Origin of the sequence: Marinomonas posidonica (assembly GCF_043643765.1) — a bacterium.
GTDB classification, from domain to species: domain Bacteria; phylum Pseudomonadota; class Gammaproteobacteria; order Pseudomonadales; family Marinomonadaceae; genus Marinomonas; species Marinomonas posidonica_A.
In genome coordinates this window covers 1-24,547 of sequence record NZ_JBHZSP010000024.1, presented here as the reverse complement: position 1 = coordinate 24,547, position 24,547 = coordinate 1, and the positions used below count along the sequence as shown (strand labels likewise).

Genomic DNA, 24,547 nt, shown 5'->3' with positions numbered 1-24,547 from the left:
CTTCTATTCGCCACGGGCGTTCAGAAGTGACTCTTTATTCGCCGCAGGCGCTCGCCATCGCCGATGGTAGTGTGGGCTTGGCTGTATTAAATAGCCATGTGTACCCCAAGGGCATTATAAGAGTAGGTCGTACCCAAAGGGCATAAATATCATCAAGCTTTAAAATGAAAAGAACCTCGTCCTGCGAAGCAGGGCGGGGGTTTTTATTGCCTAGAATAAAGAGCGAACCACGGCATCTAGCACTTCAATACCTCTGGATCCATGTGACTGAGCGATGTTACCTGCTCAGGGCGCCAAATGGCGCTGCGAAGCAGGATTTTTATGCCCTCGTGGTATGAAGCGAAGCTTCAGATCATTGTAGGTTGTTTTTAATCTCCTCATCTTACCATTGCCTTCGCTTGCGCCTGTCTCGCCAGCTCGACGCGTCAGCGCGACTACAATGTCAAGATGGCATGCATTAGGGTTTTTCTACCTCTTATGTCTTCAGGGGACATACCGTCCCTAGAAGTGTGTCTCGGCGCTTTAATAAACGCCTCTCTTTTATTGTTTAGATTGTCGGCTTGATGGCGCTGATAATATGTTCGTTTCTGCACATTCTTTTAAGTCCTAATATCTCATTGCGCTAGCGATACTAATCTAGTACATGGGGTTTGAAAAATTAATGCTCTTTAACTCATTAATTTAAAAGAACTTGTTTTATTTTAAGTTGTCTTTTAGATACATTTTGTTACATAGGGTGTTATTATTGTGGGCGTTTATTTTTCTTCATTGATTTATAGCAAAGGAAAATACATGAAAAATGTTAGTTTTTTGATTGCTGATGATAGTCAATCTGTGCGCTCGGTTGTGAAAAGCACGATTTATGATCAGTTAGGAAGTCAAAGAATATTGTCTGCTGTCAATGGACTAACAGCTAAGCTTATTTTGCAAAAGCAAGCGGTTGATGTGGTCATCTCTGATTTGGATATGCCGCATTTAAATGGGTTTCAATTACTTGACTTTATTAGGAGTCACCCAAAGTTAAAAGATACTCCTTTTATTATGATGGCATCTGAAGATAGCAAAAGTTTTGTTGTTGATGCAATCGAGAAAGGGGTAACACAGTATTTGGTTAAACCGTTTACCCCGGAGCGATTAGAAGATGCTATACGCCGCGCTTGGTACAGTTCTGAACAAAGGCGAAATGCTCGAGTTTCTGACTTACCGCCACATCGTTTTCAAGTGTCATTTAAGTTTCAAGAATCCGTGCCTGGTAAGATTAAAAATATTAGTAGCTCAGGTATGTTGTTTGAAGTGCCATACACAGATCAGATTAGTTTGTTCGATAAATGCCGGGTAGGCTTTTCAATGCCAACTTCCAAAGCTCAAGATATTAGCATTACGGAATTGGTTTATGACATTGTTCGTATCGAAGCTGCGAATTCTACACAAGAAAACCTTCATGTTTGTGATGTGGCGATTAACTTAGATGTACTTGAGAGTCAGCCGAATTGTGTCAATGAACTAGCCAAGTTAATGGACTCTCTCACGTTAGAAGGGGTTAAAAACCGACAAGTGTTAGAGAATTCTGATGACCCTAAAGATGAAATTGCCAGTTGAAAAATATCATTAGATGGATTTTTTTGAACTATTTTAATCTAAATAAGGTGAGTAAAAACTGTAAGGTTAACTGCTGTGGCTATTGCCAAATAAAAGTTTGAGGGCTTGAAGTTTTGTTTGTTAGAAGGTCTTAACCGTATGGTTTTTATTGATAGTTGAAATTTATTAAATCGTTTTATTTATCTCAATATCACGATTCGTTTTCATTGTATATCTTAGTGCTAATAACCGCACTTTGGAGGTATAGAATGATAAAACTGATTAAGTCCTTAACTCAATTCAATGCAAGAAGTATCAATCGTAAATCTAATGTTGATGAATTAAATCACGAGGATTGGCAAGGCTGGGACGCTTGGGTCAATATTGATCGTAAATAATGTTTCATAACGGTATGATTTGATATATTAGAGGGTGGAGTTTAACTGATTAGGAAGACGACGAATGGTACCGTTACTGCACGCGTTTTTTCTTACTTTTTTTGCAGGCATCGCCATGCCTGTAGGTGCAATTATTGCTCACTTTCTCCATATCAAGCCTATTTGGTTAGAAAAAGAAATCCTACATGGCATAACAGCTTTTGGCGGTGGTGCTTTGATGTCTGCAGTAGCACTGGTGTTAGTGCCTGAAGGCATATCCAATTTTAATCCTTTGCAAGCGACCGGCGTATTTGTTTCTGGTGGTGTTAGTTTTATGTTACTGGATTACTACCTTGCAAAAAGTGGCTCGTCAATGAGTCAATTAGTTGCCATGTTGTCTGATTTTATCCCTGAGTCACTCGCATTAGGAGCGTCTGTTGCAACTGGTAGCCGTGACGCGGTTCTCATTACTTTGTTGATTATAATGCAAAATATACCAGAAGGTTTTAATGCATTTCGGGAACTGCGGCATACTCGAGCTTATTCCGTTAAAACAGTTCTGATTTTGTTTTTTGTCTTGGCACTCACTGGACCTATTGCGGGCATGATTGCGTATATTTGGCTTTCTGAATATCACAATATTATTTCGGGTATTATGCTGTTTTCAGCGGGGGGTATCCTCTACATTGTATTTCAAGATATTGCACCTCAAGCAGTTTTAGAGAAGCATTGGGGTCCACCGTTAGGGGCAGTGCTTGGTTTTTCATTGGGTTTGGTTGGGTATATGTCCATCAACTAGCTTGTTGCGTAAAATAATAATTTTCCTCCGATTTTATCGCCGATTTGTCTTTTTCTCCTCGTGAATATTTCATTCTAGAATTCATTTCTATGCCTTGCTATGCCTGCTTTTCAAAGGGAGTTGGTAGTCATTTATAGAGCATTTATATTAAGAGTTGAAATATTTATAGGTCTAATAATATTGAGTAAATCTCCTTTTTTGTATAGGATTAATAAGGAATTAGATGGTTTTTCACAAAGGATGAGGTTTGGAATGTATTTTTCTATAAAGAATAAGGTTATATCTCTAATTATATTTTGTTTCTCTGTTTTATCTGTATCGGTTCAAGCGGATACCTTAGATGACATTAAGCAAGACGGTAAAGTGACCATAGGTGTGGCGAATGAAGTCCCTTATGGTTACACCACATCTGATGGCGAACCAGCTGGTGAAGCACCTGTGATTGCGGTTCATGTGCTGGAAGAGTTGGGTGTTAAAGATGTTGATGTGGTGGTAACTGAGTTTGGTGCTCTGATTCCTGGCCTGAGAGCAGGTCGGTTTGATGTCATTGCGGCAGGCATGTATGTGACTCCAAAGCGTTGCATGCAAATACTCTTTTCCAATCCCACTTACAGTATTGGTGAAGGCTTTTTAGTTAAAAATGGCAACCCAGTGCAGTTAAATGGCTATGGGGATATTAAATCCAAAGATGTGAAAATGGGTGTTATGTCTGGGGCTGTTGAGTATGGCTACGCACGTGATTTTGGAATTGCGATGAATAAGATAGTGACTTTACCTGACTATCCATCAGGTGTTGCAGCTTTAAAAGCTGGTCGAATTGATGCTTTGGCTGGTACCAGTTTAACCATGGCAAATCTTGCCTCCAAAGATAGCAAAGTAGAATTAGCACAGCCTTTTGACGATTTAATTATTAATGGTAAATCAGTCAAAGGCTATGGTGCGTTTGGCTTCCGCCCTGGTGATGAGTCTCTGCGTGATGCGTTCAATGACAAACTAGCTGACTTTCTTGGTTCAGAAGAGCATCTAGCTATGGTTGAGCCGTATGGCTTTGGTCAACATACTTTGGCTAAAGGTATGACTACCGAGAAGCTTTGTCAGTAACTCCAGGGAGTAAACAGAATGGAATTTGGAGAAATAGTCTCCGTGTTACTCCAAGGCGCTGTTGTGACGATTAAAATCGTTGCAATGGCTCTGCCTTTGGCCGCAGCCATGGCCTTTATCTTCGGGTTGATGCGTTTATATGGTGGCTTTCCTTTAAAACAGCTAGCGGTTGTTTATATTGAATTTTTTCGTGGTACATCGGCATTAATCCAATTGTATTGGATTTACTTTGTTCTACCTTTATTTGGCCTTTCTATAGATGCTATGACAGCAGGTGTTATTGCTCTAGGGTTAAACATTGGTGCTTATGGAACTGAGGTTGTTCGTGGGGCTATTTCTTCTGTTCCAAAAGGTCAGTTTGAAGCTTCTGTCGCCTTAAATTTCACACCATCACAAAGCTTAAGACGCATTATTTTACCTCAGGCCTTAGTTGGCATGATCCCGCCATTTGGCAACCTAGCGATTGAACTGGTTAAGGCTACGTCTTTAGTGTCGTTAATTACCATTGCGGATCTTACTTTTAAGGCAAAATCACTCGCGGATATGACGCTACAAGTCGGTGAAATTTTTGGCGTGGTCCTATTGCTTTATTTTGTTATTGCACAGTGTTTAGCCTTGTGTTTTCGCTACCTCGAAAAGCGCTTAAGTAAAGGTCTTGGACGTGGAGGGGTGAAATAATGGTTGGGTTAACTTGGAGTTGGGCATTCACTTGGGAAGTGTTGCCGATGATCTTATCAGCGGCAAAAGTTACTTTATTGGCGACTTTGCTAGGAAGTTGTTTGGCCGTTTTTGTGGGGTTGGCTTTTGCCTTAATAAGACGCAGTCGGCACCGTAGTCTACGTAGTTTAATCTATTGGCTTGTCGAATTTATCCGCAGTACTCCTTTGCTGGTGCAAATTTTTTTCCTGTACTACGTTATGCCAGAGTTTGGTATTAGCATGTCGCCTTTATTGACAGGTGTTTTAGCCCTAGGTCTGCATTATGGCGCTTATCTTTCAGAAGTGTTCCGTAGCGGTATTGATGGGGTAGAAAAAGGGCAGTGGGAAGCGTCAAGAGCATTGAATCTTTCCATGTTTGATACGTATCGAGATGTCATCTTACCTCAGGCGATTCGTCCGATGATCCCTGCCACGGGAAATTATATTATCGCCATGTTTAAAGAAACACCGCAGTTGTCTGCTATTACGTTACTGGAGATGCTGCAAATTGCCAAAATCATTGGTTCTGAAAATTTTCGATATCTTGAGCCATTCACTTTGGTGGGGATTTTATATTTGATGTTTAGCATCATGGCCGCATACGGCATTCACATGATTGAGAATCGCTTTCCGAAAGAAGGAATTAGTCTGAAATGAGTAGTCATCCTATAATTGAATTTAAAAATGTATCAAAGCGATTTGGTGATACCAGTATATTTAATGACTTCAATTTCTCGGTTAAAGAAAATGAAATTGTCTCTATTATTGGTCCCAGTGGTTCGGGTAAAAGTACCTTGTTACGAATACTGATGACATTAGAGGGTATTGATGGCGGTTACATTAATGTAAATGGTGAATCTCTTTGGCATATGCCGTGGAATGGGAGTTATGTACCTGCTTCAAATAAGCATTTACACAAAATGAGGGATCACTTAGGCATGGTGTTTCAGCATTTTAATCTGTTTCCACATATGACAGTGAAGCGGAATATTACTGAAGCGCCAATGCGAGTGAAAGGGCTTTCTCGTTCTGAGGCTGAAAAAAATGCTGAAGATCTGCTTGAATTAGTTGGTCTTGCTGACAAAGCAGACAGTTATCCAAATGACCTCTCTGGTGGACAAAAGCAGCGAGTAGGTATTGCGCGAGCGCTAGCAATGCGTCCTTCCATTTTGTTGCTAGATGAGATTACGTCTGCTTTAGACCCTGAGTTAGTTGACGAAGTACTTGATGTGATTCGTAATCTTGCCAAAGAGCAGCGTTTTACCATGTTATTAGTGACTCATGAAATGTATTTTGCACGTGAAGTGAGTGATCGAGTGTGCTTTTTTGATCAGGGGCGCATTGTTGAAGAAGGTGCGCCAGAGGATATTTTCACCTCACCCAAAGAAGAACGGACTAAAGCATTTTTAAATGCTTACTTGAATTGATCCAGGCTTTTTCGATATTGAATGAAGTTTAAGAGAGCTGTACTGATGTGAATCGGTGCAGTTTTTTTGGATTTACATTAAAAATGTATACATTTTTAATGTTTTTCTTCGTATAGTAATGACCTAAGTTTTTATTTGGGTAATGGATGTGCGATCAATTTTAAATGATTTGAGTCTAAGTGCGGTTGTGGCTGGATTTGTCGCTGTATTAATTGGCTTTGCAAGCTCTGTCGCGATTGTTTTCCAAGCGGCACAAGCTGCTGGAGCAAGTGAGGACATCATTGTTTCGTGGATTATGGTGCTTGGAATTGGAATGGGAGCCACCTGTTTCTTTTTATCTTTGTGGTATAAAGCCCCCGTAATTACGGCATGGTCAACACCAGGAGCGGCATTGTTAGCAACCAGTCTAGCGAATGTTAGTTACCCAGAAGCAATTGGTGTCTTTATATTTGCTGGGCTCCTAGCCTGTTTAGTTGGCATGTCTGGCTTATTCGACCGGTTAATGAATTGGGTGCCACTGCCTATTGCTTGCGCTATGTTGGCAGGCGTTTTGTTTCAATTTGGCTTGTCCATTTTTACGTCCATGACAGAAGACGCCTTTATGGTTGCGACCATGCTGTTGGTGTATTTATTCTCCAGAGTCTTTCTACCTCGATATGCCATTTTATTGGTTCTAATGGCTGGTGTTGTGTGTGTGCTTGGCCGCGCTGAACAAGCTATTTTTTCAATGATTCCAGTGCAATTTGGTCACTTAGTCTGGGTGTATCCTGAATGGAACTTAAGCGCTCTAATAGGGGTGGGGGTTCCTTTATTTATCGTGACCATGACATCGCAAAATATTCCTGGGGTTGCAGTCATGCGAGGCAGTGGTTATAAAACACCTGTGTCCCCTTTGATTAGCTGGACCGGATTGGCCTCTGTCGTATTGGCGCCAGCGGGTGGTTTTGCTTTTAATCTTGCGGCAATAACTGCAGCGATTTGTTCTGGTAATGAGTGTCACAGAGACCCTAATAAGCGTTATATTGCAGGGTTATCAGCAGGTGTATTTTACTTATTCGCTGGCTTTGCAGGTGTGTCTGTCGTGGCTTTGTTTGCGGTTTTCCCTGCGAGTATGGTGGCTGCACTTGCTGGAATTGCTTTATTGGGAACGATCGGGATGAACCTTAAAACTGCGATGCTTGAAGACAGTACTCGGGAAGCGTCGTTGGTAACATTTCTTGTCACTGTGTCGGGTGTCTCGTTTGCTGGTATCGCGTCGGCGTTTTGGGGGATTCTATTTGGCGTTATTTGCTTACTAGTCAGTAAGCTAAAATGGTCGAGGACGCGCTAAATGGAATTAATAAATAGAATAAAAGAAGATATTTTAAATAATCGATTACCGATGGGCGTGGCCTTAAGGCAAACGGTTCTATCGACACGCTATGAGGTTAGCCGAATTCCTGTTCGCGATGCGTTACAAGCTTTAAAAGCAGAGGCTTGGCTAGTACCCCATGGCAAAGCGGGAGTGATGATTCCAAAGTTAAATTGGAAAGAAGCGGAAGATCTCGCTTTGATGCGAGCAAAACTAGAAACTTTAGCACTAGAGTTTGCTTTTGAGCATATTAGATCAACTCATTTGGATGAAGCATACTCGTATCTCAGGAAGCTAGAGGTGAGAGACTTAACCTTATTAGAGCGCGGCAACTTAAACTGGCGTTTTCATTATGCTATTTACCGAGCTTGTGATCGTCCAACTTTAATGAGAAGTATTGAGGTGTTAAATATTCAAGCAAGTCGTTACCTTGGTTTTCAGTTTGGACCATTAGGTTATCATAATCACAGTCAACAAGAGCATAACGAGTGGTTGGAATTAATCGCATGTCACGATAAAGTGGCGGCGGTGCAGTTGCTTGAAAAGCATATTATATCTGCTGGGGAGCGTTTAACGGAACATTTGAAGAAAGCTTAATGCAGTCTGCATGTTGAGGTTATGGGGTTTGTGGTAAGTGCACAGACAGACAAGCACCACCGAAGCGGGAAGCCGATTTTTCAATGTATCCGCAGGTTTCTCCGTAAGTATGGGCATTCGCCGAGAGCTCTGCGAAATATAAGCCTAGTCCTGTATTGTCATCCAATAAAGCATCGTGGTGTTCTTCATCATCAACAAAGCCAGGGCCATCATCTTCTACATTGATGATCAAAAAATTCTTATCTTGAAAAGCCGTTAATAAAATTTCACTTTTTGCGTAACGAAAAGCATTATAGACAGCGGTGCTGACAACGGCAGTCATGAGACGTTCGTCAAAACAGCCTGTGAGTTTTGAGTCACACTCAAAGTTTAATTGCAGATCTTTTGCGATAGCGGAGGGCGATAAAGCAAACACCTGGTCATCTAAAAATTCTTCCATTAAGAAGGTGTCTGGATGAAGTTCATAGCCATCAGAAGCTAATCTGTACAAATATAGGTATTCAACCCATTCATCATTAAGCTTTTTTAAAGACTCTTCAATTTGAATGATTTTGCGGTTTTGAGGTGTTTCAACGCCTAAGCTTTCTTTGACTGTCTGCAGTTGATAGAGCAGAGTGCCTACTTGGTTTTTACTCTCATGAATAGCGCTGGCTAAAATGGTGCTTATATTAACTTTTTCCATCTTGGTTAGCTTCCGAATGCACTTGAATAACGATCAGTTTGTTGTTTGCTAGGCGCAGTAGCTGCGGCCGAGCCTGCATCGCTAAGCCAAACCTCAAAAATTTGCTTTGCGGTTGAAATTTCGTTGTCCGCGATGCAAATGTCCATTTCATACTCATACGCTTTTGCTCTTGAGTCTGGCTCATCAAAAAAGCCATCATGAATTTTCTTCAAAGTACTGTCAAAGTTGTCTTTTTGGCGTGGAATCAATGGACCACTGTCAGCGATTCTGGCCAATGACTCCAAATGTTTTAAGTATACTTCAGAGGTATTATAGCAAGAATGTTTAGCGAGAAAGACGGCCTTACGATACGCCATTTCTGCTGTGATACTGTCACCAAGGAGTAAACTGATTCGTCCCAACTCCATTTGACGCAGGATGTTTTTAGGTGACTTAGTAATGGCAGCGATTAGCGTTGATTGTGCTTCAGCCACTTTGTCTTGTTTCAATAACACTTTGGCCAGCCAGTCATAAGCACTAACAAAGAAACGATTGTCTAACATGAGTTGGTTTAACAACTTTTCTGCTTTATCCAGCTCATCCATCAAGTAATAGGATTTGGCTTTGCCAAATAAAGCCCAAGGCATTTTGCGGCTTTTGATGGTTTTGTTAAACAGAGTGAGTGCTTTTTTATATTCTTTCAATTCTAAAAAACAATCACCCATAATGCGTTCGCATTTGCCTTCTAGAGAAGGGTACTTGTCCATCACGATTTTTGCTTCGCTTATGGCTGTTTCGTACTCTTTGTTATCCAGTGCTAGGTTGACTTTATATAGTCTTTCTTTGGTCTCTAGAAGCTTATTGAGTCGGCGCTGAAGCATAGCCTGAGAAAAAGGCTTTGTGACATAACCATCTGGTTGATATTCAATGGCGCCCATGACCATCTCAATTGACGTTTCCGCCGTAACCATTAAGTAGGTTGCGGTGTTAGGGATCAGTGCGGAGTGACGAACTTCTTCGAGCAACTGTTGGCCGTCTTTACCTTTCCCCAAATTGTAATCCGATAGAATGACATCAAATGATTTGCTACGAAGCAATTCAATGGCGGTTTCAGCTTTCATGGCGATATCGATTGAAGTGAAACCAAAATCGGTCAGCATTTTGCGCTGCATGATTCGAGCTTCAGCCATATCTTCAATCAAAAGTGCTTTTTTATTCGAAAAATCTTGCTGAGCCATAAAATATTATATTCCCACTCTAAACATCATAAAAAAGACTTATTAGGGTTTGCTGCTAAGTCTTCGGAGAAAATTTCATCTTCCTCAGACGTTTGCTGAGGTATGGCATAGGACTCATTAGCCCACTCACCAAGATCAATTAATTTACAGCGAGCACTGCAAAAAGGTCGATCTGGATTATCAATTGACCATGCGGATTTTGTTTGGCAGGTTGGACAAGCAACAAGACTTTTGTTCTCTATCATTTGATCAACCTTAAAATGGTTTCATGCATCTTTAAAACTTTATCATTCATCTCATTAATATTTCCAGCATTTTCAAGGACTAAATCTGCTTTATCGAGCCTATCCTGATTGCTTAACTGAGAATTGATAATATTAAGGGTGGTTTCTTCATCAATTCGATCACGACTCATGACTCTTTGGATTTGAATCTCTTTTGGAGTATCAATTGCTACAACATAGCGGCACATTTTGTTTTGCTGAGTTTCAAACAATAAAGGGTGAACCAGCAAAACATAAGCTGAAGTTGCTTTTTTTAAGGCGGTGTCTAATGACTCTCTAATAGCCGGATGGGTAACACTTTCTAACCAAGCTTTTTCTTCTGGTTGACTGAAAATGATATGGCGTAAGGCGCGACGGTTAAGCGTACCATCTGTAAGAAGAATCGCATCACCAAATCTCTGATGGATTTTGTTGAGTGCTGGGGTGCCAAGCTCAACGACTTGTCGGGCGACATCATCAGCATCAATGCTTTCAATACCAAGCTGATTAAATAGGGCGGCAATGGTACTTTTTCCTGAGCCAATGCCACCGGCTAAACCAATAATAGGGACTACTGCCATAATATTTTTACGTAAAATAAGAAAATACTCGAAAATGTTAAAAAAGGGCCAAAAGCAATTAATTTTGCTTCATGTCTTTTACTAATGACAGTGTATAAGATTCCAAGTATACATGCACAAACTAGAATGTCAGGAAGGTGAAAAATCCCGAGCCATGCTCCTAATACGGCCATTAATTTTGCGTCGCCAAGTCCAATGCCAGTTTGTTTTCGGACCCAGTAATATAACGACCTAAGACAATATATGGCTAAAAAACCAATGATAGCACCAAGCACATGATCAGACAGTTGATCTGAGTGAAGCTGTGTTAAAAAAGCGCAAATAATCGCCACTAGTAGGCATTCGTCTGGTAACAGATAATGCTCAATGTCTACAAAGGAAGCGGTTATTAACGCGCTAATGAGTAAGCTGTATAGTATTAAAGCGAACATTTCATGAATAAAAAAAGGTAGGGCGGCACCAGTGATCAAATGTGCCACCTCAATGATGGTATATCGAACTGAGATAGGTTGATGGCAATGTCGACAGCGTCGTTGATGCAAAACAAAACTTACAATAGGAATGAGTTCCCAAATAGACAGCCGATGTTGGCATGAAGGGCATTGAGAAAAATTAGACGAACAGCAACAGTTTATGTGCTTAGGGGGAAGCCCTAATATGAGTCTAGCTTCTTTTTGCCAAGTTAAATGTTGTTGCTTGGGCCAACGATAACAGTATGAACCAGAGAAACTTCCTAGGCTTAAAATAAAGATGAGATATAACGTATAGTGAATGCTGTTCATGCGCTTCCTTTATGACAAATTTAATAAGGGGGCGTAAATGCTAACAAGTGCAGAGGCGACAAAGCTTCCAGCTAACAAAAGGCAAAGAGCAGGGATGATTTTTTCAAGAAAATGGATTTTTTTCTGCCAGTTTTTCTCATGTGTTTTTGCCGCAATGAATAACGCCCGATCTAAATCCCCATCTTTTTCCGCAGAGTAAAGGGCAATGGCTGCCTTATCAGGAAACCAATGATCAGGAAAACTCTCGACATAACTTCGACCAAGTTTGAGTTGATAATAAGTAAATAGAATCTCGTCTATTGTTTCTGAGTGGTTTAAATATAAGTGCATTCTTCGCAAGGTTTGCTGCAGAGTAGTTCCTGTGCTCCTTGCTGTTGATAGCAAAGAAAATATCTTAGTTAAACGAAATGTAATGCTGATTTTTTCTAACCAGAAACAGGCTTTTCCACTGTATAAGGACAGTAATATATAGAGTTGCCCAATGCTGGTTAAAATATAGACTGAGCCCATTGGTAGCATGGCGGTAATCACTTTGTGGTCTGATTCGAGCTGCCAGTAATGATTGAGGATTGACATGATTAAAGCGATTTGAATGATGCAAAAAGGATACAGAATGGCTTTGAAAATTCGAGCTGACCAATCCAGCAAAGAAGTCAGTTGCAAAATCGATGTGGTTAAACTTTGCTGGCAGTCTTCTCTGGATCCTTTTGCATTAATAAGCTGACAATATGGCACCGTAATATTGAGGCACAGAGTCGAAAGGGTGAAATTGAAACTTTTGCCTTTGTTTAGTTCGGTTAACAAGGCTTTATTTATGGCGGTTAGGGAATCTGAACGTGATGCCAAAGCCAGATGTTCTATTGCCTCCGTTAGTTGTAAGCCGGACTGTAGAGCGCTGTCTATTTCCTTATAGAAGGTTAATAATGACGCATAATTAAGATACGTTGGCTGCCATTGCTTAATGTCTATAGGCCATTTTCCATGAGGGATGAGCGCCAAAAAAAGCTCATTTTCAGAGTTAGCTTGATGTATTTCTTCATGTTTGTTATCAAATGTCACTTTGAACCAAGTCATATGAAAACCTAAGTATGATTCATAGCATGCCAGAGGTGATTAGAGTGGATTAGCGTGTCGTAAGAGTCTGGCATGCGATCACTCCAGAGAGGCTTTAAGGCACTAAAAACAGCATGTTGACCTTGTTCTTCATATTGCATGGATTGATGGATGATGAGTCTCAAAGAGCTCACTAAAGAGAAAAAATCGACTTGCCAAGCATGGCATCGGTGAATCGCATCAAATGCTGAGTTGGTGTGAAGGGTAGCCAAAACAAGATGCCCAGTTAATGCGGCATTAACAGCTAAGTTGGCTGTGATGGCATCTCGTATTTCCCCTAACATAATGATGTCAGGATCTTGTCGTAACAAAGATTTTAGTAAGGCCGCTGAGTTAAGTTCTATGGCTGGGTTCGGCTCACATTGAAATAAGCCGGTTAGTTCATATTCGACGGGGTCCTCAATGGTGAAAATGCTTTTCTGTCCATCATTTAATGCTTCCAAACAGGCGTAGAGTGTTGTGCTCTTTCCGGCACCAGTTGCCCCGCAAACAAGAATTAAACCACTGGTAGAGTGTATTGCCGTTTTCAGTTGACTATAAATGGTTTTGGGTAGACCAATTTCATTTAAGCTCAATTGATGTTTTTCGGGTAATAAGCGCATGGCAACTTTTTCACCTTTTACGGTAGCAATGATGCTGACTCGAATGAAGGTGGTTTTGTCTTTTTCAGTAAAAGAGAATTGGCCTTCTTGAGTTCGTCGAGACTCTGAAAGATCTAAGTTCGCTTTCATTTTAATTCGATTTAGTAAGCCTTCATTTGAACTTAGCTCTGTCATTTTTTTTAGTAAGCCGAATTGCCTTTGATAAACATGAATGGCCTGATGGGTCTGTTCAATGTGTATATCTGTTGCCCTGCTTTGAATCGCGGTGGTTAAGATTTCTTCCAGTGTCATTCTTTTTCTCCAACGCTAGAGGTGCATTGTTGAGGTAGAAGTTGCTGATTTATGTCAGAGGTACAGGACCAATTACGATTGCTATCACGTTGATAGGTGATCACTTGGCCTTCAGTAATGTCGGTGCTGTTATTAAGGGTTAATACGAGATCGCCGCTGATATTATTTTGGTTCTTAACAGCAAGACTTTTAACAATCGATTTGTCTGCCAAAGTGCGTTTGTAGAGCTTAAATTCTTCAGCGCTTGGGAAGTGACCATTTAATAAAATGAATTCCTCTATAATGGCTTGGTGTTGGGTTCCTATGTTTTGGGCATCAATAAGTTTGGCTTTGGCAATTTGGCGCGTGAAGGTGGGAGCAGAAAGGCTCGCTAGAATAGAGATAATGGCGATCACGACCATGAGTTCAAGCAAGGTAAAGCCTTGCTGAGCATTGCGGCAAATAAACATTCTTCACTCCTTGAAGAGGTTGTTAGGCATCCTGCCTTTATATTAAAAACGTCTATTCATGATTAGACGGTTTGATCTAACATTTCACCCGTTGGTGTTTTTTCTGAATAAAATTCTGATTTATCGGTTTTACCAAACACAGGTAGAGAAGCGTCATCTTCAAACTCTCCGAGAAACTCATCTTCAATTAAGTCTTCTCTCGTTTTGGATAGTGTTTCTTTTTTCTTTTTGGTTTCTTCAAATTGCTTTCGAGTTCGGCCCTGAAGTGCTTGGCCTTGTTCCGATATGGTGACGACTAAATCACTTGAGGCTTTGGCATTACGGGCATTTAATGCCGCCATATTGGTGTCTTCGTCAGAACGAACATCGTAAGTCGTGTAACCTGGCTGGGCTACATTGGATTGTGTTTGGTTGGACACGGCAATGGAATGAGGGAGGCTACCGGACATAATACTCACCACTTACAAATGTAATTTATTGTTAATGGTTAAATATTAATCGGCAAAGTGGTGATTGTCCAATCTGGTTTTCATTATATGATCCCAGATTGGACGAAAAGACCTAAATTAAGATTTTATTTCACCTGCTTGAATCGCTGTGATAGCAATGGTGTAGACAATATCATCAACCAAGGCACCACGTGACAAATCGTTAACTGGCTTGCGAATACCTTGCAACATCGGACCGATACTCACCACATCGGCACTTCGTTGTACGGCCTTATAAGTCGTGTTGCCTGTATTTAAATCAGGGAAAACAAATACTGTGGCTTTACCTGCGACTTTACTATTAGGTGCTTTTTGTTTGGCGACTTTTTCCATGATCGCGGCATCGTATTGCAACGGGCCATCAATTAAAAGATCAGGACGAAGTCGTTGCGCAATTTCGGTTGCTTCACGTACTTTATCTACATCATTTCCTGTACCTGAACCACCTGTACTGTAACTGATCATAGCGACTTTCGGCGTAATACCAAATGCACTTGCAGAATCTGCACTTTGAACCGCGATTTCAGCGAGCTGTTCAGCGCTAGGGTCTGGATTAATTGCACAATCGCCATATACCAAGACTTGATCTGGCAAGCACATGAAGAAAACAGAGGAAACCAAACTGGCGTCAGGAGAGGTTTTGATTAATTGCAATGCCGGACGAATGGTATTAGCGGTGGTGTGAACCGCACCTGAAACCAAGCCATCCACATCGCCTGTTTGTAGCATCATGGTGCCTAAAACAACGTTATCTTCGAGTTGTTCACGAGCTACTATGTCCGTTAAACCACGACTTTTACGAAGTTCGACCATTGGGCCAACATAACCCTCAAGAATACTGGCCGGATCTAAAATCTCGACACCATGACTTAATTCAATACCGTTATTTTGAGCAGTACGAAGAATCTCTTGCTCATTACCCAGTAGTGTACAGCGTGCAATGCCTCGTTCTGCACAAATAGAAGCTGCTTGAATGGTGCGAATTTCTTCCCCTTCTGGAAGCACAATGCGTTTGTTTAGTGAACGGGCCAATTCAATTAAACGGAAACGGAAAGCGGGTGGTGAAAGTTTTCTTTCTTCTTGATTGAGAGCAAAAGAATTAATCCAGTCGTGGTCAATACAGCGTGCTATGTGTTCTTTTACCATAGAGACGCGTTCTTTATCATCGAGTGGGATTTCTTGGTTGAACGATTGCATGTTGATCACGGTTTCCCAGCTATTCGAATTAACGGATAGCACAGGCAGACCTTTAGCCATGGCTTTACCACAAAGGGACATCAAGGCTTCACTAGGTTGGTAACCGCCAGTCACCACTAATGCGGCGATTTTGATGTCGTTTAGCGCAGCAATGGCTGTGGCCATAATGACGTCTGTACGATCACCTGGCGTAAAGACCACCACGCCTGGTTTCAAAGCCTCTAATACATTCTCAACGCCACGTGCACAAAGTGTGTAAGATTGCACTCGTCGAGTTTCCATTTCGCCCGCATTAACAATGGTTGCACCCAAAAAATCGGCGACGTCTTTTACTCTCGGAAACGTCAGTTCGTCGGCCGATGGTATTTGGCCTAGTAAACTGAAGTTACGTTTAAAGATGCCGCGTTGAGCAAATAAGTCTCCATAGGATTTTACCCCTAATGAGCCAGGAGTGGTCTTGTTCAAAATACAGCCAATGACGTCATCTGCTTTAATGCCGCCATAAGATCCAGCAGCAATCTCAACATGATGCTCTAGTTCATTTACTCGCATGTTATTAGGAGCGGTGACTAGCACTAAGCCAGCATCTAGAGTGCGAGCAATGGCTTTATTTAAGCGAGTCGCATACGGATGCCCGGCAATTTGCGCTAACCCTTCCACTATTACCGTCGAGTCAGGCTCAACACTGGCTTGGAAGCGGCCGACGATTTCTTCCATTAATTCATCAATGTTGTCGTTATAAAGAAAACGCTCGGCTTCGTGCAATGGGATCGGTTCGGCCGGTGTTAAGGATGAGCCTTGTGCCACCATGGCAGTCGATTTATCTGGGCCTTTATCACCTGGCTGAGGTTGAGCGACTGGTTTGAAGAAGCTCGCTTTCAGCCCTTGCTGTTCAAGAGCACGAACTAGACCAACCGAAACGGATGTTAAGCCAACACCTGGTCCTGTTGGAACTGTCATAAGTACGTTAATTGTCATATGTAAGAATCCTATGTTAGTCCATTAATAGTGGGCTGAACCTGTTATGAACCTTGTATCAAGCTAATGGTATCCAATGCAATCATAAGCTCCTCATTTGTTGGGATGATCCAGACTTGAGTTTGGCTATCTTCGGCGCTTATGTTTGATGCTTCACCACGACGGGCGTGGTTGTTTAGACGATTATCCAGCTTGATATTAAAAGCACGCAGTTGTTGGCAAATGGCATTACGTAGATAGACTGAATTCTCGCCGATACCACCAGTGAAGACCAAGTGATCAATACTTTCTAAAGTTGTGGCGGTACTTACTAGGTATTTAGCGGTACGAATAGCAAACATATCGAGTGCTAATTTAGCTCTCTCGTCACCTGATATCATGGCATCTTCTAACGTACGGCAATCATTTGATAGTTCAGATACACCAAGCAAACCGCTTTTCTTATTAAGCACATCAAGTGCTTCTTCTGCGGAAAGGTGTTTGGCTTTCATAATGAAAGTTAGCAAGCTTGGATCGAGACTGCCGGAACGAGTTCCCATCATTAGCCCTTCAAGAGGTGTAATCCCCATGCTGGTATCTGACGACTTGCCTTTGTTAATGGCGCAAGTGCTCGCACCATTACCAAGGTGAGCCACCAGAACCCCTTGCTGATCGCTGCCGGGTGCCAGTTTAGCAAGCTGTTGATTGATGTAGCGATAGCTGGTGCCATGAAAGCCGTATTTGCGAAAGTGGTGTTCTCGATAAAAATCCATTGGGATCGGGTAAAGAAACTGCTCTTTTGACAGGCTTTGGTGGAACGAGGTGTCAAACACTGCGACCTGTGGTAAGCCAGGGAACAACGCTAAGGTAACTTCAATGCCTTTTAAATGTGCAGGGCTATGAAGTGGGGCTAAGCTGGCACATTCTTGAATGCCATTAATGACCTCTTGATTGATTAACACGGACTGATTAAATGTTTCGCCACCATGAACGATGCGGTGTCCAATCCCGACTAAGGAATGGTTGATGTCTGAGTGTAGATCTAACCAAGCCTTAATCTCTTTCACTGCATGCTCATGATTGCCTACAGCAAGAGGCTTTTGATGTTTTTCACCTTGGTGTTTAAAAGTAATGGTGCTGGTGTCTGAGCCAAGTTGGTCGGCAATGCCTTCCATCAAAGTATCTTGTCCGGCGTTGGCTAAAATAGCGAACTTCAGTGATGAACTACCGCAATTAATTACTAGAATACTGTCTTTCATCATGACTCCTGATATACACGTAAAGATAAATCGATGGCAGTGACATGCTTTGTTAATGCACCTATTGATACAAAGTCAACGCCAGTTTTGGCTACTTCTGGCAAACGTTGTTTGTCCATATTGCCAGAAGCTTCAAATTTTACTGAGCCTTGATACTGCTGAACGGCCTGGCGCATGTCGTCGTAGGAAAAATTATCTAACATGATGATGTCGGCACCTGCGTTAACCGCTTCGGCGACTTCTTCTAGATTTTCAGTTTCCACTTCAATGGTTTTGCCTGGTGCAATTTGTTTTGCCATCGCAACAGCATTAGGAATAGAGCCAGCAGCCATAATATGATTTTCCTTGATCAAGAAGGCATCATATAAACCAATGCGATGATTTTGACCGCCGCCAGTCGTTACGGCATATTTCTGTGCTAAACGCATGCCTGGGATGGTTTTGCGAGTATCCAGTATGGTTAATGCTGTTCCTTCCACTAACAGGCAATATTGGCGTGTGACAGTAGCGGTATAGGAGAGGCTTTGAATGAAGTTAAGGGCCGTTCTCTCACCCGTTAAAATGGTTCGGGCATGCCCCTTAATGGTCAGAAATACTTGATCGGCGATTATTAGGTCGCCGTCTTGTTGATGCCAAGTTAAGCTGACATCATTTCCAAGCTGTTTAAATACTTCGTTGGCCCAAGCTTGCCCACAGAGTACAGCGTCTTCTCGACTGATGAGGTTGGCGGTAATGTATTGATCATCTGGAATCAGTTGCGCCGTAATGTCGCCACTACCAATATCTTCTTTAAGTGCAAAAGCAACCTGAGTTTGAATATGCTCAATTAATTGAGCGTCCAAAGGGGTCATGTACAGTCCTATAATGCGCATTTTTGAATTCACTATTGTAGCTTTATATTCACAAATCGTCAGTGCTGAATTGATCATAATGATTGATTTATATGACATTCAGCTGAATTCGTATCTGAATTAAGCAAAATATACTCAGTGATTGAGAGTGAGAGTGCGCAAAATGCCATATGAAAAGGGTGGTATTTATGTAATTTTATTACAGTTTTTCAGGTTGTATAGATCAAGTTGTGATCAATTCTACTTGTATTAATGTGATTTATAGTCTGCATTTATTTTGTGAATTGAAGGTTTTGCAGTTAGACTGAGGCCGAATTGGTCGGACTTTACATGGATTTGTGTCAGTAAAACGTCATGTTTTAAAGCTACAAAAGTGGTCTTGATCTATGCTTGATGCGTAGTTTGTCTATGCGATTTCTTGTTTAGGTGTTAATCTTACGCCCGAATTAGAAGAGCATAAGACAAAAAATAGCCTAATTTAGATTGGTTAGACTAAAAGTGAAGTAACACTTTATTTGCGCTTTCTACTTTCATTATATAGTAATGAAATTTTGTATTTTCATTCTCAGTTAGTCATGCTGCTGAGGTGAAAAATAAATGAAGGGTCTGTTGAACCAGACTCAAATTGGAAGCGAGCCGACCAGCGTATTTCAGCTGGTGGTTGATTCAATGGTAAACAATTAAAACAAAAACTATGACCATTGGTGCAGATAAAACGACACGCTAGCTCAAACGAGTAGGGTGTCGTTTTATCTAGGTCGACTGAAATAAATGGTGCAACACACCGTTCATTTCTGGCTCGTTTAAGTAGCTTTTAAATGGTTAGCAACACTGATTATTTGAAGGTTAAGTATCTGTTCTAATAGCGGGAGTTATTAACACGATGACTGAGCAGCATATTCTCGAAGACATCGATCCAATTGAAACCAAAGAGTGGATCGATGCGCTTGAGTCTGTCCTTCGCGAAGAAGGTCCTGATCGCGCGCAATACATTTTAAACCGTCTGAGTGGTGAGGCCTCTAAAGCGGGCACTTCACTACCAGCCTCTATTACGACGCCATATCGCAATACGATAGCGCCAGAAGATGAAGCACCACTACCTGGTGACATCTTTATGGAGCGTCGTATTCGTTCAATCATTCGTTGGAATGCATTGGCAATGGTAATGAAAGCAAACCGAGCGGATTCTACCCTTGGTGGCCACATTACTAGTTTCTCATCTGCGGCAACCTTGTACGATATCGGCTTTAACCACTTTTTCCGTGGTAATGACGGTAAACAAGAAGCAGATATGGTGTTCTTCCAAGGCCATATTTCCCCTGGGATTTATGCTCGTTCATACATTGAAGGTCGTTTGACTGATGAACAGCTTGATAATTTCCGTCGTGAAGTAGATGGCAAAGGCATCTCTTCGTATCCACACCCATGGTTGATGCCAGATTACTGGCAGTTCCCAACGGTATCTATGGGTCTTGGGCCACTACAAGCTATTTATCAAGCTCATGTGATGAAATATCAGCACAGTCGTGGCTTGATTGATCAAGGTGATCGTAAGGTCTGGGCTTTCCTAGGTGATGGTGAGTGTGATGAGCCGGAATCTTTGGGTGCGATTGCGCTGGCGGGTCGTGAGAAGCTAGATAACTTAATCTTCGTAATCAACTGTAACTTACAGCGTCTTGATGGGCCTGTACGTGGTAACAGCAAGATTGTTCAAGAATTGGAAGGTGTCTTCCGAGGTGCTGGTTGGAACGTTGTTAAGTGTCTTTGGGGTCGTCATTGGGATCCTTTGTTCGAAAAAGACACCAAAGGTTTGCTTGTTAAGCGCATGAACGAAGTGTGCGATGGCGAACTACAGAACTACAAAGCGAATGGTGGTGCTTATACTCGTGAGCATTTCTTCGGTAAGTACCCTGAGTTGCTAGAAATGGTTAAAGACATGACTGACGATGAGATCATGAATCTTAATCGCGGTGGTCACGATCCATATAAAGTATATGCGGCTTACAAAGAAGCAACTTCTCATAAAGGTCAACCTACTGTTGTCTTGGCTCAAACGGTCAAGGGTTACGGTATGTTTAAGGCGGCTGAAGCGCAAAATACAGCTCACCAGACTAAGAAACTTGACGAAGAGTCTCTTGCTCAGTTTCGTGACAAATTTGGTATTCCAATTAGTGATGAAGAGCTGAAAGATCTGCCTTATTACAAGCCAGCTGAAGATAGCCCAGAAATGCAATACTTGCGCTCACGTCGTAAAGAATTGCATGGTGACTTCCCAACACGTCGTCGTGATTGTGAAGCACTGGAAGTGCCGTCTCTTGAAGCGTTTAAAGCGCAAATTGCGGGTACTAAAGGTCGTGAAATTTCCACGACGATGGCATTTGTTCGTGCCTTAAACGTGATGGTGAAAGACAAGCAAATTGGCCCACGCGTAGTGCCAATTCTTGCTGATGAAGCGCGTACTTTCGGTATGGAAGGCATGTTCCGTCAATTGGGTATTTATTCTTCTGAAGGTCAGCGTTACACGCCACATGACCATACTCAGATCATGTACTACAAAGAGTCACAAGACGGGCAGATTCTTCAGGAAGGTATCAACGAAGCAGGGGCATTCTCTTCTTGGTTGGCACTAGCAACGTCTTACAGTAACAGCAATCTACCTATGATTCCTGTGTACATCTACTACTCTATGTTTGGTTTCCAACGTGTTGGTGACTTGGCGTGGGCAGCGGGTGATTCTCAGGCGCGTGGCTTCTTGATTGGTGCCACTGCAGGTCGTACTACGCTAAATGGTGAAGGTCTACAGCACGAAGATGGTCACTCACACATCTTGGCTGGTACGATTCCAAACTGTATTTCTTACGACCCGACTTACTCTTACGAAGTCGCTGTTATCGTTCAAGATGGCTTACGTCGTATGTACAAAGAGAAAGAGAGTGTTTTCTATTACCTAACAGTGATGAATGAAAACTACGCTCACGAAGATATGCCTGAAGGTGTTGAAGATGGCATCCTGAAAGGCATGTACAAGCTAAAATCTCACACTAAGAAAACCAATAAAAAGCAAGTTCAATTGCTTGGTTCAGGTGTTATTCTTCGTGAAGTGGAAGCGGCCGCTGAAATTCTGTTCAATGACTTCGGTGTGAACTCGGATGTTTGGAGTGTGACTTCTTTCAATGAATTGCGTCGTGAAGGTTTGGATGCAAGTCGTTGGAATATGCTTCACCCTGAAGCGGAGCAACGCCAGTCTTATGTTGAGACTTGCTTAGACGGTAAAGGGCCTGTGATTGCATCAACTGACCACATGAAGTTGTTTGCTGATCAGATCCGCCCATTTGTAAAAGGTACATACAATGTACTTGGAACAGATGGTTTCGGTCGAAGCGATACACGTGCTCAATTGCGTCATTTCTTTGAGATCAACCGTTACTGGGTTGTTGTTTCTGCCTTGAGTGCACTGGCGAAAGACGGTGTGGTTGATGCATCCGTAGTTAGTGAGGCGATTGCCAAGTTTGGTTTAGATCCTGAGAAGCCAAATCCAGTTATTTGCTAATTACTTGACAAGCTAGGTATCTGGTTTTGATAAATCAAAACCAGATAAGATTTTAAGTTTGATGCGTCTAAACGACAAAGGAGATTTCTGTGAGTACTGAAATCATTCGAGTACCGGATATTGGCGGTGCGACTGATGTCGAAGTTATCGAGGTCAGTGTTAAGGTTGGTGACATTATTGAAGTTGACCAATCAATTATTGTTTTAGAAACGGACAAGGCTTCAATGGATGTGCCTTCATCGCAAGCAGGTAAAGTAACGAAAATATCCGTTGCTGAAGGCGATAAAGTGTCTGAAGGTGATGAAGTTCTAGTGATCGAGCTTGAAGGTTCCGCTAGTGTTGATCAGCCTGCTGAAACAGAACAAGCGGCTGAGCCGACTGCTGCACCTGCACCTGCTGCTACGTCTAGTGAGCAACAAGTTGTTGTACCTGATATTGGTGGTGCTACAGACGTTGAGGTGATAGAGCTTTGTGTCGCTGAAGGTGATCAGGTAGAGGAAGGTGATTCTTTAATCGTTCTTGAAACGGACAAAGCGTCAATGGATATACCTTCACCATTTACTGGTAAAGTTGCTGCTATCTCAATCAAAGTAGGCGATACCGTGTCAGAAGGAAGTGCCATCTTAACCATGGTTACGGAATCTGCAGGCACCTCTGAAGAGGTTGCTGAGCCTGCTCAACAAGCAACCGAAGCCGCGCCTGTTGCAACTTCTGGTGGTGTTGAATCCGTTAAGGTGCCTGATATTGGTGGTGCTGAAGGTGTTGATGTCATCGAAGTGGCGGTTGCCGCTGGTGATGAGGTCAAAGAGGGTGATTCCATCATCGTGCTTGAAACAGACAAGGCATCAATGGACATTCCTGCGCCTAAATCCGGTAAAGTGAAGTCTATCTCTATAAAAGAGGGCGATCAGGTTTCTGAAGGTGATTTGATCCTAGAGCTTGAAGTGGAAGGTGCTGTTTCAGCACCAGCTGCACAAGCTACAGCGCCAGCGCCAGAGAAGAAAGCCGAAGCGCCAGCAGCAAGTCAGCCAAAAGCGGCGACTCCTGCTGTAGATCAATCTGCTGTATTGACTGAACCATCCAAAAAAGTTCACGCAGGTCCTGCTGTTCGCATGTTGGCTCGTGAGTTGGGTGTGGATTTATCGCTTGTTCGTGCTACAGGCCCTCGTGGTCGTATCTTGAAAGAAGATCTGCATGCTTATGTTAAAGCGGCTGTAAAGAAGGCGGCATCTGCGCCTGCTGCGGGCGCGGCCTCTGGTGCAGGCTTGCCAACGGTTCCAGATCAAGACTTTAGCAAGTTCGGTGAAATCGAAATTGTTAAGATGAGTAAGATTCAGCGATTGACCGCTGAGAACATGGTTCGCAACTCTTTGGTTGTGCCACAAGTGACTCAGTTTGATAAAGCCGATATCTCGAATTTGGAAGAGTTCCGTAAAGGCTTGAAGCCAGAGATGGAAAAGCAAGGTGTAAAATTGACACCACTGCCATTCCTGATCAAAGCCGTTGCGCAAGCAATGGTGGCTAACCCTGCATTCAATGTTTCTTTGATGGCTGACGGTGAAAGTTATGTGCAGAAGCACTATGTCAACATAGGTATTGCTGTTGATTCTCCTGTTGGGCTTGTTGTTCCTGTATTGCGTGATGTGGATAAAAAATCCGTTGTGCAGATCGCAAAAGAAGCGGGCGAGTTGATCAAGAAAGCACTTGATAAGCAGCTTAAGCCTGCTGATATGCAAGGTGGTTGCTTTACTATCTCTAGCCTTGGTGCGATTGGTGGTACTGGTTTCACGCCAATTGTTAACTGTCCTGAGGTGGGGATTCTAGGTGTGTCCAAAGCCGATATCGAACCACGTTGGAACGGTAAAGACTTTGAGCCTCGCACTATGTTGCCTTTGTGCTTGTCTTATGACCACAGAGCAATTAATGGTGGTGATGCAGGTCGCTTCTTAACTTACTTGAACTCATTGTTGAGCGATGTTCGTCGTCTAACATTGTAAACTTCAGGTCTGGCTATGCATACTAAAAGCCACTCAATTTGAGTGGCTTTTTTTGTGCTTACAATATGTCTATTGGTGGGTTCAGTTGCATGTTTCATGCATGCTGAATTGTTTTGATTTAAATGCTTTCTAATGATTATTTAGACGTCTATTTCTGCAACGCATGTATCTACTAAGGCTTTGCTTGTCTTGCATGAAAAGCCGTAAATTGCTTAGTTAGCAAGTTGGCTTAATAGAGATGATTTTTATAAAAAAGCCTATCGATGAACTGACCCCATAAAGTTGGACTCTGTTCTAAGCGGCTTTCAAGGCCTGATTCCGATACGCTATCGGACTCAGG

Annotated in this window: 23 protein-coding genes; 11 read left to right on the top strand and 12 right to left on the bottom strand. The window is 42.3% G+C overall.

Annotation, left to right across the window (positions count from 1 at the left end):
* Window positions 1-792 precede the first annotated feature (792 nt).
* From ACHUFM_RS18000 to ACHUFM_RS17960, 9 genes are all read left to right on the top strand, one after another.
* Entirely contained in the window at window positions 793-1,599 is an 807-nt protein-coding gene (locus ACHUFM_RS18000; protein ID WP_394183997.1) for a response regulator, read from the top strand.
* 248 nt (window positions 1,600-1,847) lie between these two features.
* The gene (locus tag ACHUFM_RS17995; RefSeq protein WP_394183996.1) at window positions 1,848-1,976 is read left to right on the top strand and encodes a hypothetical protein; all 129 of its coding nucleotides are present in this window, start codon (window positions 1,848-1,850) and stop codon (window positions 1,974-1,976) included.
* 64 nt (window positions 1,977-2,040) lie between these two features.
* Window positions 2,041-2,754 (top strand): ZIP family metal transporter, encoded by a 714-nt coding sequence (locus tag ACHUFM_RS17990; RefSeq protein ID WP_394183995.1) that lies wholly within the window; start codon window positions 2,041-2,043, stop codon window positions 2,752-2,754.
* A 252-nt stretch (window positions 2,755-3,006) separates the two neighbouring features.
* Window positions 3,007-3,855, top strand: a complete 849-nt coding sequence (ehuB, locus tag ACHUFM_RS17985) for an ectoine/hydroxyectoine ABC transporter substrate-binding protein EhuB (protein ID WP_394183994.1) — start codon at window positions 3,007-3,009, stop codon at window positions 3,853-3,855.
* An 18-nt stretch (window positions 3,856-3,873) separates the two neighbouring features.
* Complete coding sequence (ehuC, locus tag ACHUFM_RS17980; RefSeq protein ID WP_113875662.1) at window positions 3,874-4,533, top strand: ectoine/hydroxyectoine ABC transporter permease subunit EhuC; 660 nt, start codon at window positions 3,874-3,876, stop codon at window positions 4,531-4,533.
* On the top strand, window positions 4,533-5,210 hold the full coding sequence (ehuD, locus tag ACHUFM_RS17975) for an ectoine/hydroxyectoine ABC transporter permease subunit EhuD (protein ID WP_113875661.1): 678 nt from the start codon (window positions 4,533-4,535) through the stop codon (window positions 5,208-5,210). Before ehuC ends, ehuD begins: the two co-directional genes overlap by 1 nt.
* A complete protein-coding gene (gene ehuA / locus ACHUFM_RS17970; RefSeq protein WP_113875660.1) occupies window positions 5,207-5,980 on the top strand; it encodes an ectoine/hydroxyectoine ABC transporter ATP-binding protein EhuA in 774 nt (257 codons plus the stop codon). Before ehuD ends, ehuA begins: the two co-directional genes overlap by 4 nt.
* Before the next feature lie 142 nt (window positions 5,981-6,122).
* Window positions 6,123-7,310 carry a benzoate/H(+) symporter BenE family transporter gene (locus tag ACHUFM_RS17965; RefSeq protein ID WP_394183993.1) on the top strand — a complete coding sequence of 396 codons (1,188 nt, stop codon included), beginning with the start codon at window positions 6,123-6,125 and terminating at the stop codon, window positions 7,308-7,310.
* On the top strand, window positions 7,311-7,928 hold the full coding sequence (locus ACHUFM_RS17960) for a GntR family transcriptional regulator (RefSeq protein WP_394183992.1): 618 nt from the start codon (window positions 7,311-7,313) through the stop codon (window positions 7,926-7,928).
* A gap of 19 nt (window positions 7,929-7,947) precedes the next feature.
* Here the strand turns inward: ACHUFM_RS17960 and ACHUFM_RS17955 are convergent, their stop codons facing one another.
* The 12 genes from ACHUFM_RS17955 to nadC all read right to left on the bottom strand — a co-directional run bounded on the left by ACHUFM_RS17955 (window position 7,948) and on the right by nadC (window position 18,660).
* Window positions 7,948-8,610: a sensor histidine kinase gene (locus ACHUFM_RS17955; protein ID WP_394183991.1), complete on the bottom strand. Its 663-nt coding sequence runs from the start codon at window positions 8,608-8,610 to the stop codon at window positions 7,948-7,950.
* Window positions 8,611-8,615: 5 nt separating this feature from the next.
* Entirely contained in the window at window positions 8,616-9,827 is a 1,212-nt protein-coding gene (locus tag ACHUFM_RS17950) for a response regulator (protein WP_394183990.1), read from the bottom strand.
* 26 nt (window positions 9,828-9,853) lie between these two features.
* On the bottom strand, window positions 9,854-10,072 hold the full coding sequence (locus ACHUFM_RS17945) for a DNA gyrase inhibitor YacG (RefSeq protein WP_113875655.1): 219 nt from the start codon (window positions 10,070-10,072) through the stop codon (window positions 9,854-9,856).
* Window positions 10,069-10,671 carry a dephospho-CoA kinase gene (gene coaE, locus ACHUFM_RS17940; RefSeq protein WP_113875654.1) on the bottom strand — a complete coding sequence of 201 codons (603 nt, stop codon included), beginning with the start codon at window positions 10,669-10,671 and terminating at the stop codon, window positions 10,069-10,071. Before coaE ends, ACHUFM_RS17945 begins: the two co-directional genes overlap by 4 nt.
* Window positions 10,662-11,453, bottom strand: coding sequence for a prepilin peptidase (locus ACHUFM_RS17935; protein ID WP_394183989.1), 792 nt, complete (start codon window positions 11,451-11,453; stop codon window positions 10,662-10,664). Before ACHUFM_RS17935 ends, coaE begins: the two co-directional genes overlap by 10 nt.
* Before the next feature lie 9 nt (window positions 11,454-11,462).
* Complete coding sequence (locus tag ACHUFM_RS17930; protein ID WP_394183988.1) at window positions 11,463-12,527, bottom strand: type II secretion system F family protein; 1,065 nt, start codon at window positions 12,525-12,527, stop codon at window positions 11,463-11,465.
* A gap of 8 nt (window positions 12,528-12,535) precedes the next feature.
* Complete coding sequence (locus ACHUFM_RS17925) at window positions 12,536-13,459, bottom strand: GspE/PulE family protein (protein WP_394183987.1); 924 nt, start codon at window positions 13,457-13,459, stop codon at window positions 12,536-12,538.
* On the bottom strand, window positions 13,456-13,908 hold the full coding sequence (locus ACHUFM_RS17920; RefSeq protein ID WP_394183986.1) for a pilin: 453 nt from the start codon (window positions 13,906-13,908) through the stop codon (window positions 13,456-13,458). Before ACHUFM_RS17920 ends, ACHUFM_RS17925 begins: the two co-directional genes overlap by 4 nt.
* 62 nt (window positions 13,909-13,970) lie before the next feature.
* Window positions 13,971-14,357 (bottom strand): hypothetical protein, encoded by a 387-nt coding sequence (locus ACHUFM_RS17915; RefSeq protein ID WP_394183985.1) that lies wholly within the window; start codon window positions 14,355-14,357, stop codon window positions 13,971-13,973.
* Window positions 14,358-14,474: 117 nt separating this feature from the next.
* On the bottom strand, window positions 14,475-16,571 hold the full coding sequence (gene pta, locus ACHUFM_RS17910) for a phosphate acetyltransferase (RefSeq protein WP_394183984.1): 2,097 nt from the start codon (window positions 16,569-16,571) through the stop codon (window positions 14,475-14,477).
* Window positions 16,572-16,615: 44 nt separating this feature from the next.
* The gene (locus ACHUFM_RS17905; protein WP_394183983.1) at window positions 16,616-17,812 is read right to left on the bottom strand and encodes an acetate/propionate family kinase; all 1,197 of its coding nucleotides are present in this window, start codon (window positions 17,810-17,812) and stop codon (window positions 16,616-16,618) included.
* Window positions 17,809-18,660 carry a carboxylating nicotinate-nucleotide diphosphorylase gene (gene nadC, locus ACHUFM_RS17900; RefSeq protein ID WP_394183982.1) on the bottom strand — a complete coding sequence of 284 codons (852 nt, stop codon included), beginning with the start codon at window positions 18,658-18,660 and terminating at the stop codon, window positions 17,809-17,811. Before nadC ends, ACHUFM_RS17905 begins: the two co-directional genes overlap by 4 nt.
* An 883-nt stretch (window positions 18,661-19,543) precedes the next feature.
* Between nadC and aceE the strand changes: the two genes are divergently transcribed.
* Window positions 19,544-22,210 (top strand): pyruvate dehydrogenase (acetyl-transferring), homodimeric type, encoded by a 2,667-nt coding sequence (aceE, locus tag ACHUFM_RS17895; protein WP_394183981.1) that lies wholly within the window; start codon window positions 19,544-19,546, stop codon window positions 22,208-22,210.
* An 89-nt stretch (window positions 22,211-22,299) separates the two neighbouring features.
* On the top strand, window positions 22,300-24,207 hold the full coding sequence (gene aceF / locus ACHUFM_RS17890; RefSeq protein WP_394183980.1) for a pyruvate dehydrogenase complex dihydrolipoyllysine-residue acetyltransferase: 1,908 nt from the start codon (window positions 22,300-22,302) through the stop codon (window positions 24,205-24,207).
* Window positions 24,208-24,547 lie beyond the last annotated feature (340 nt).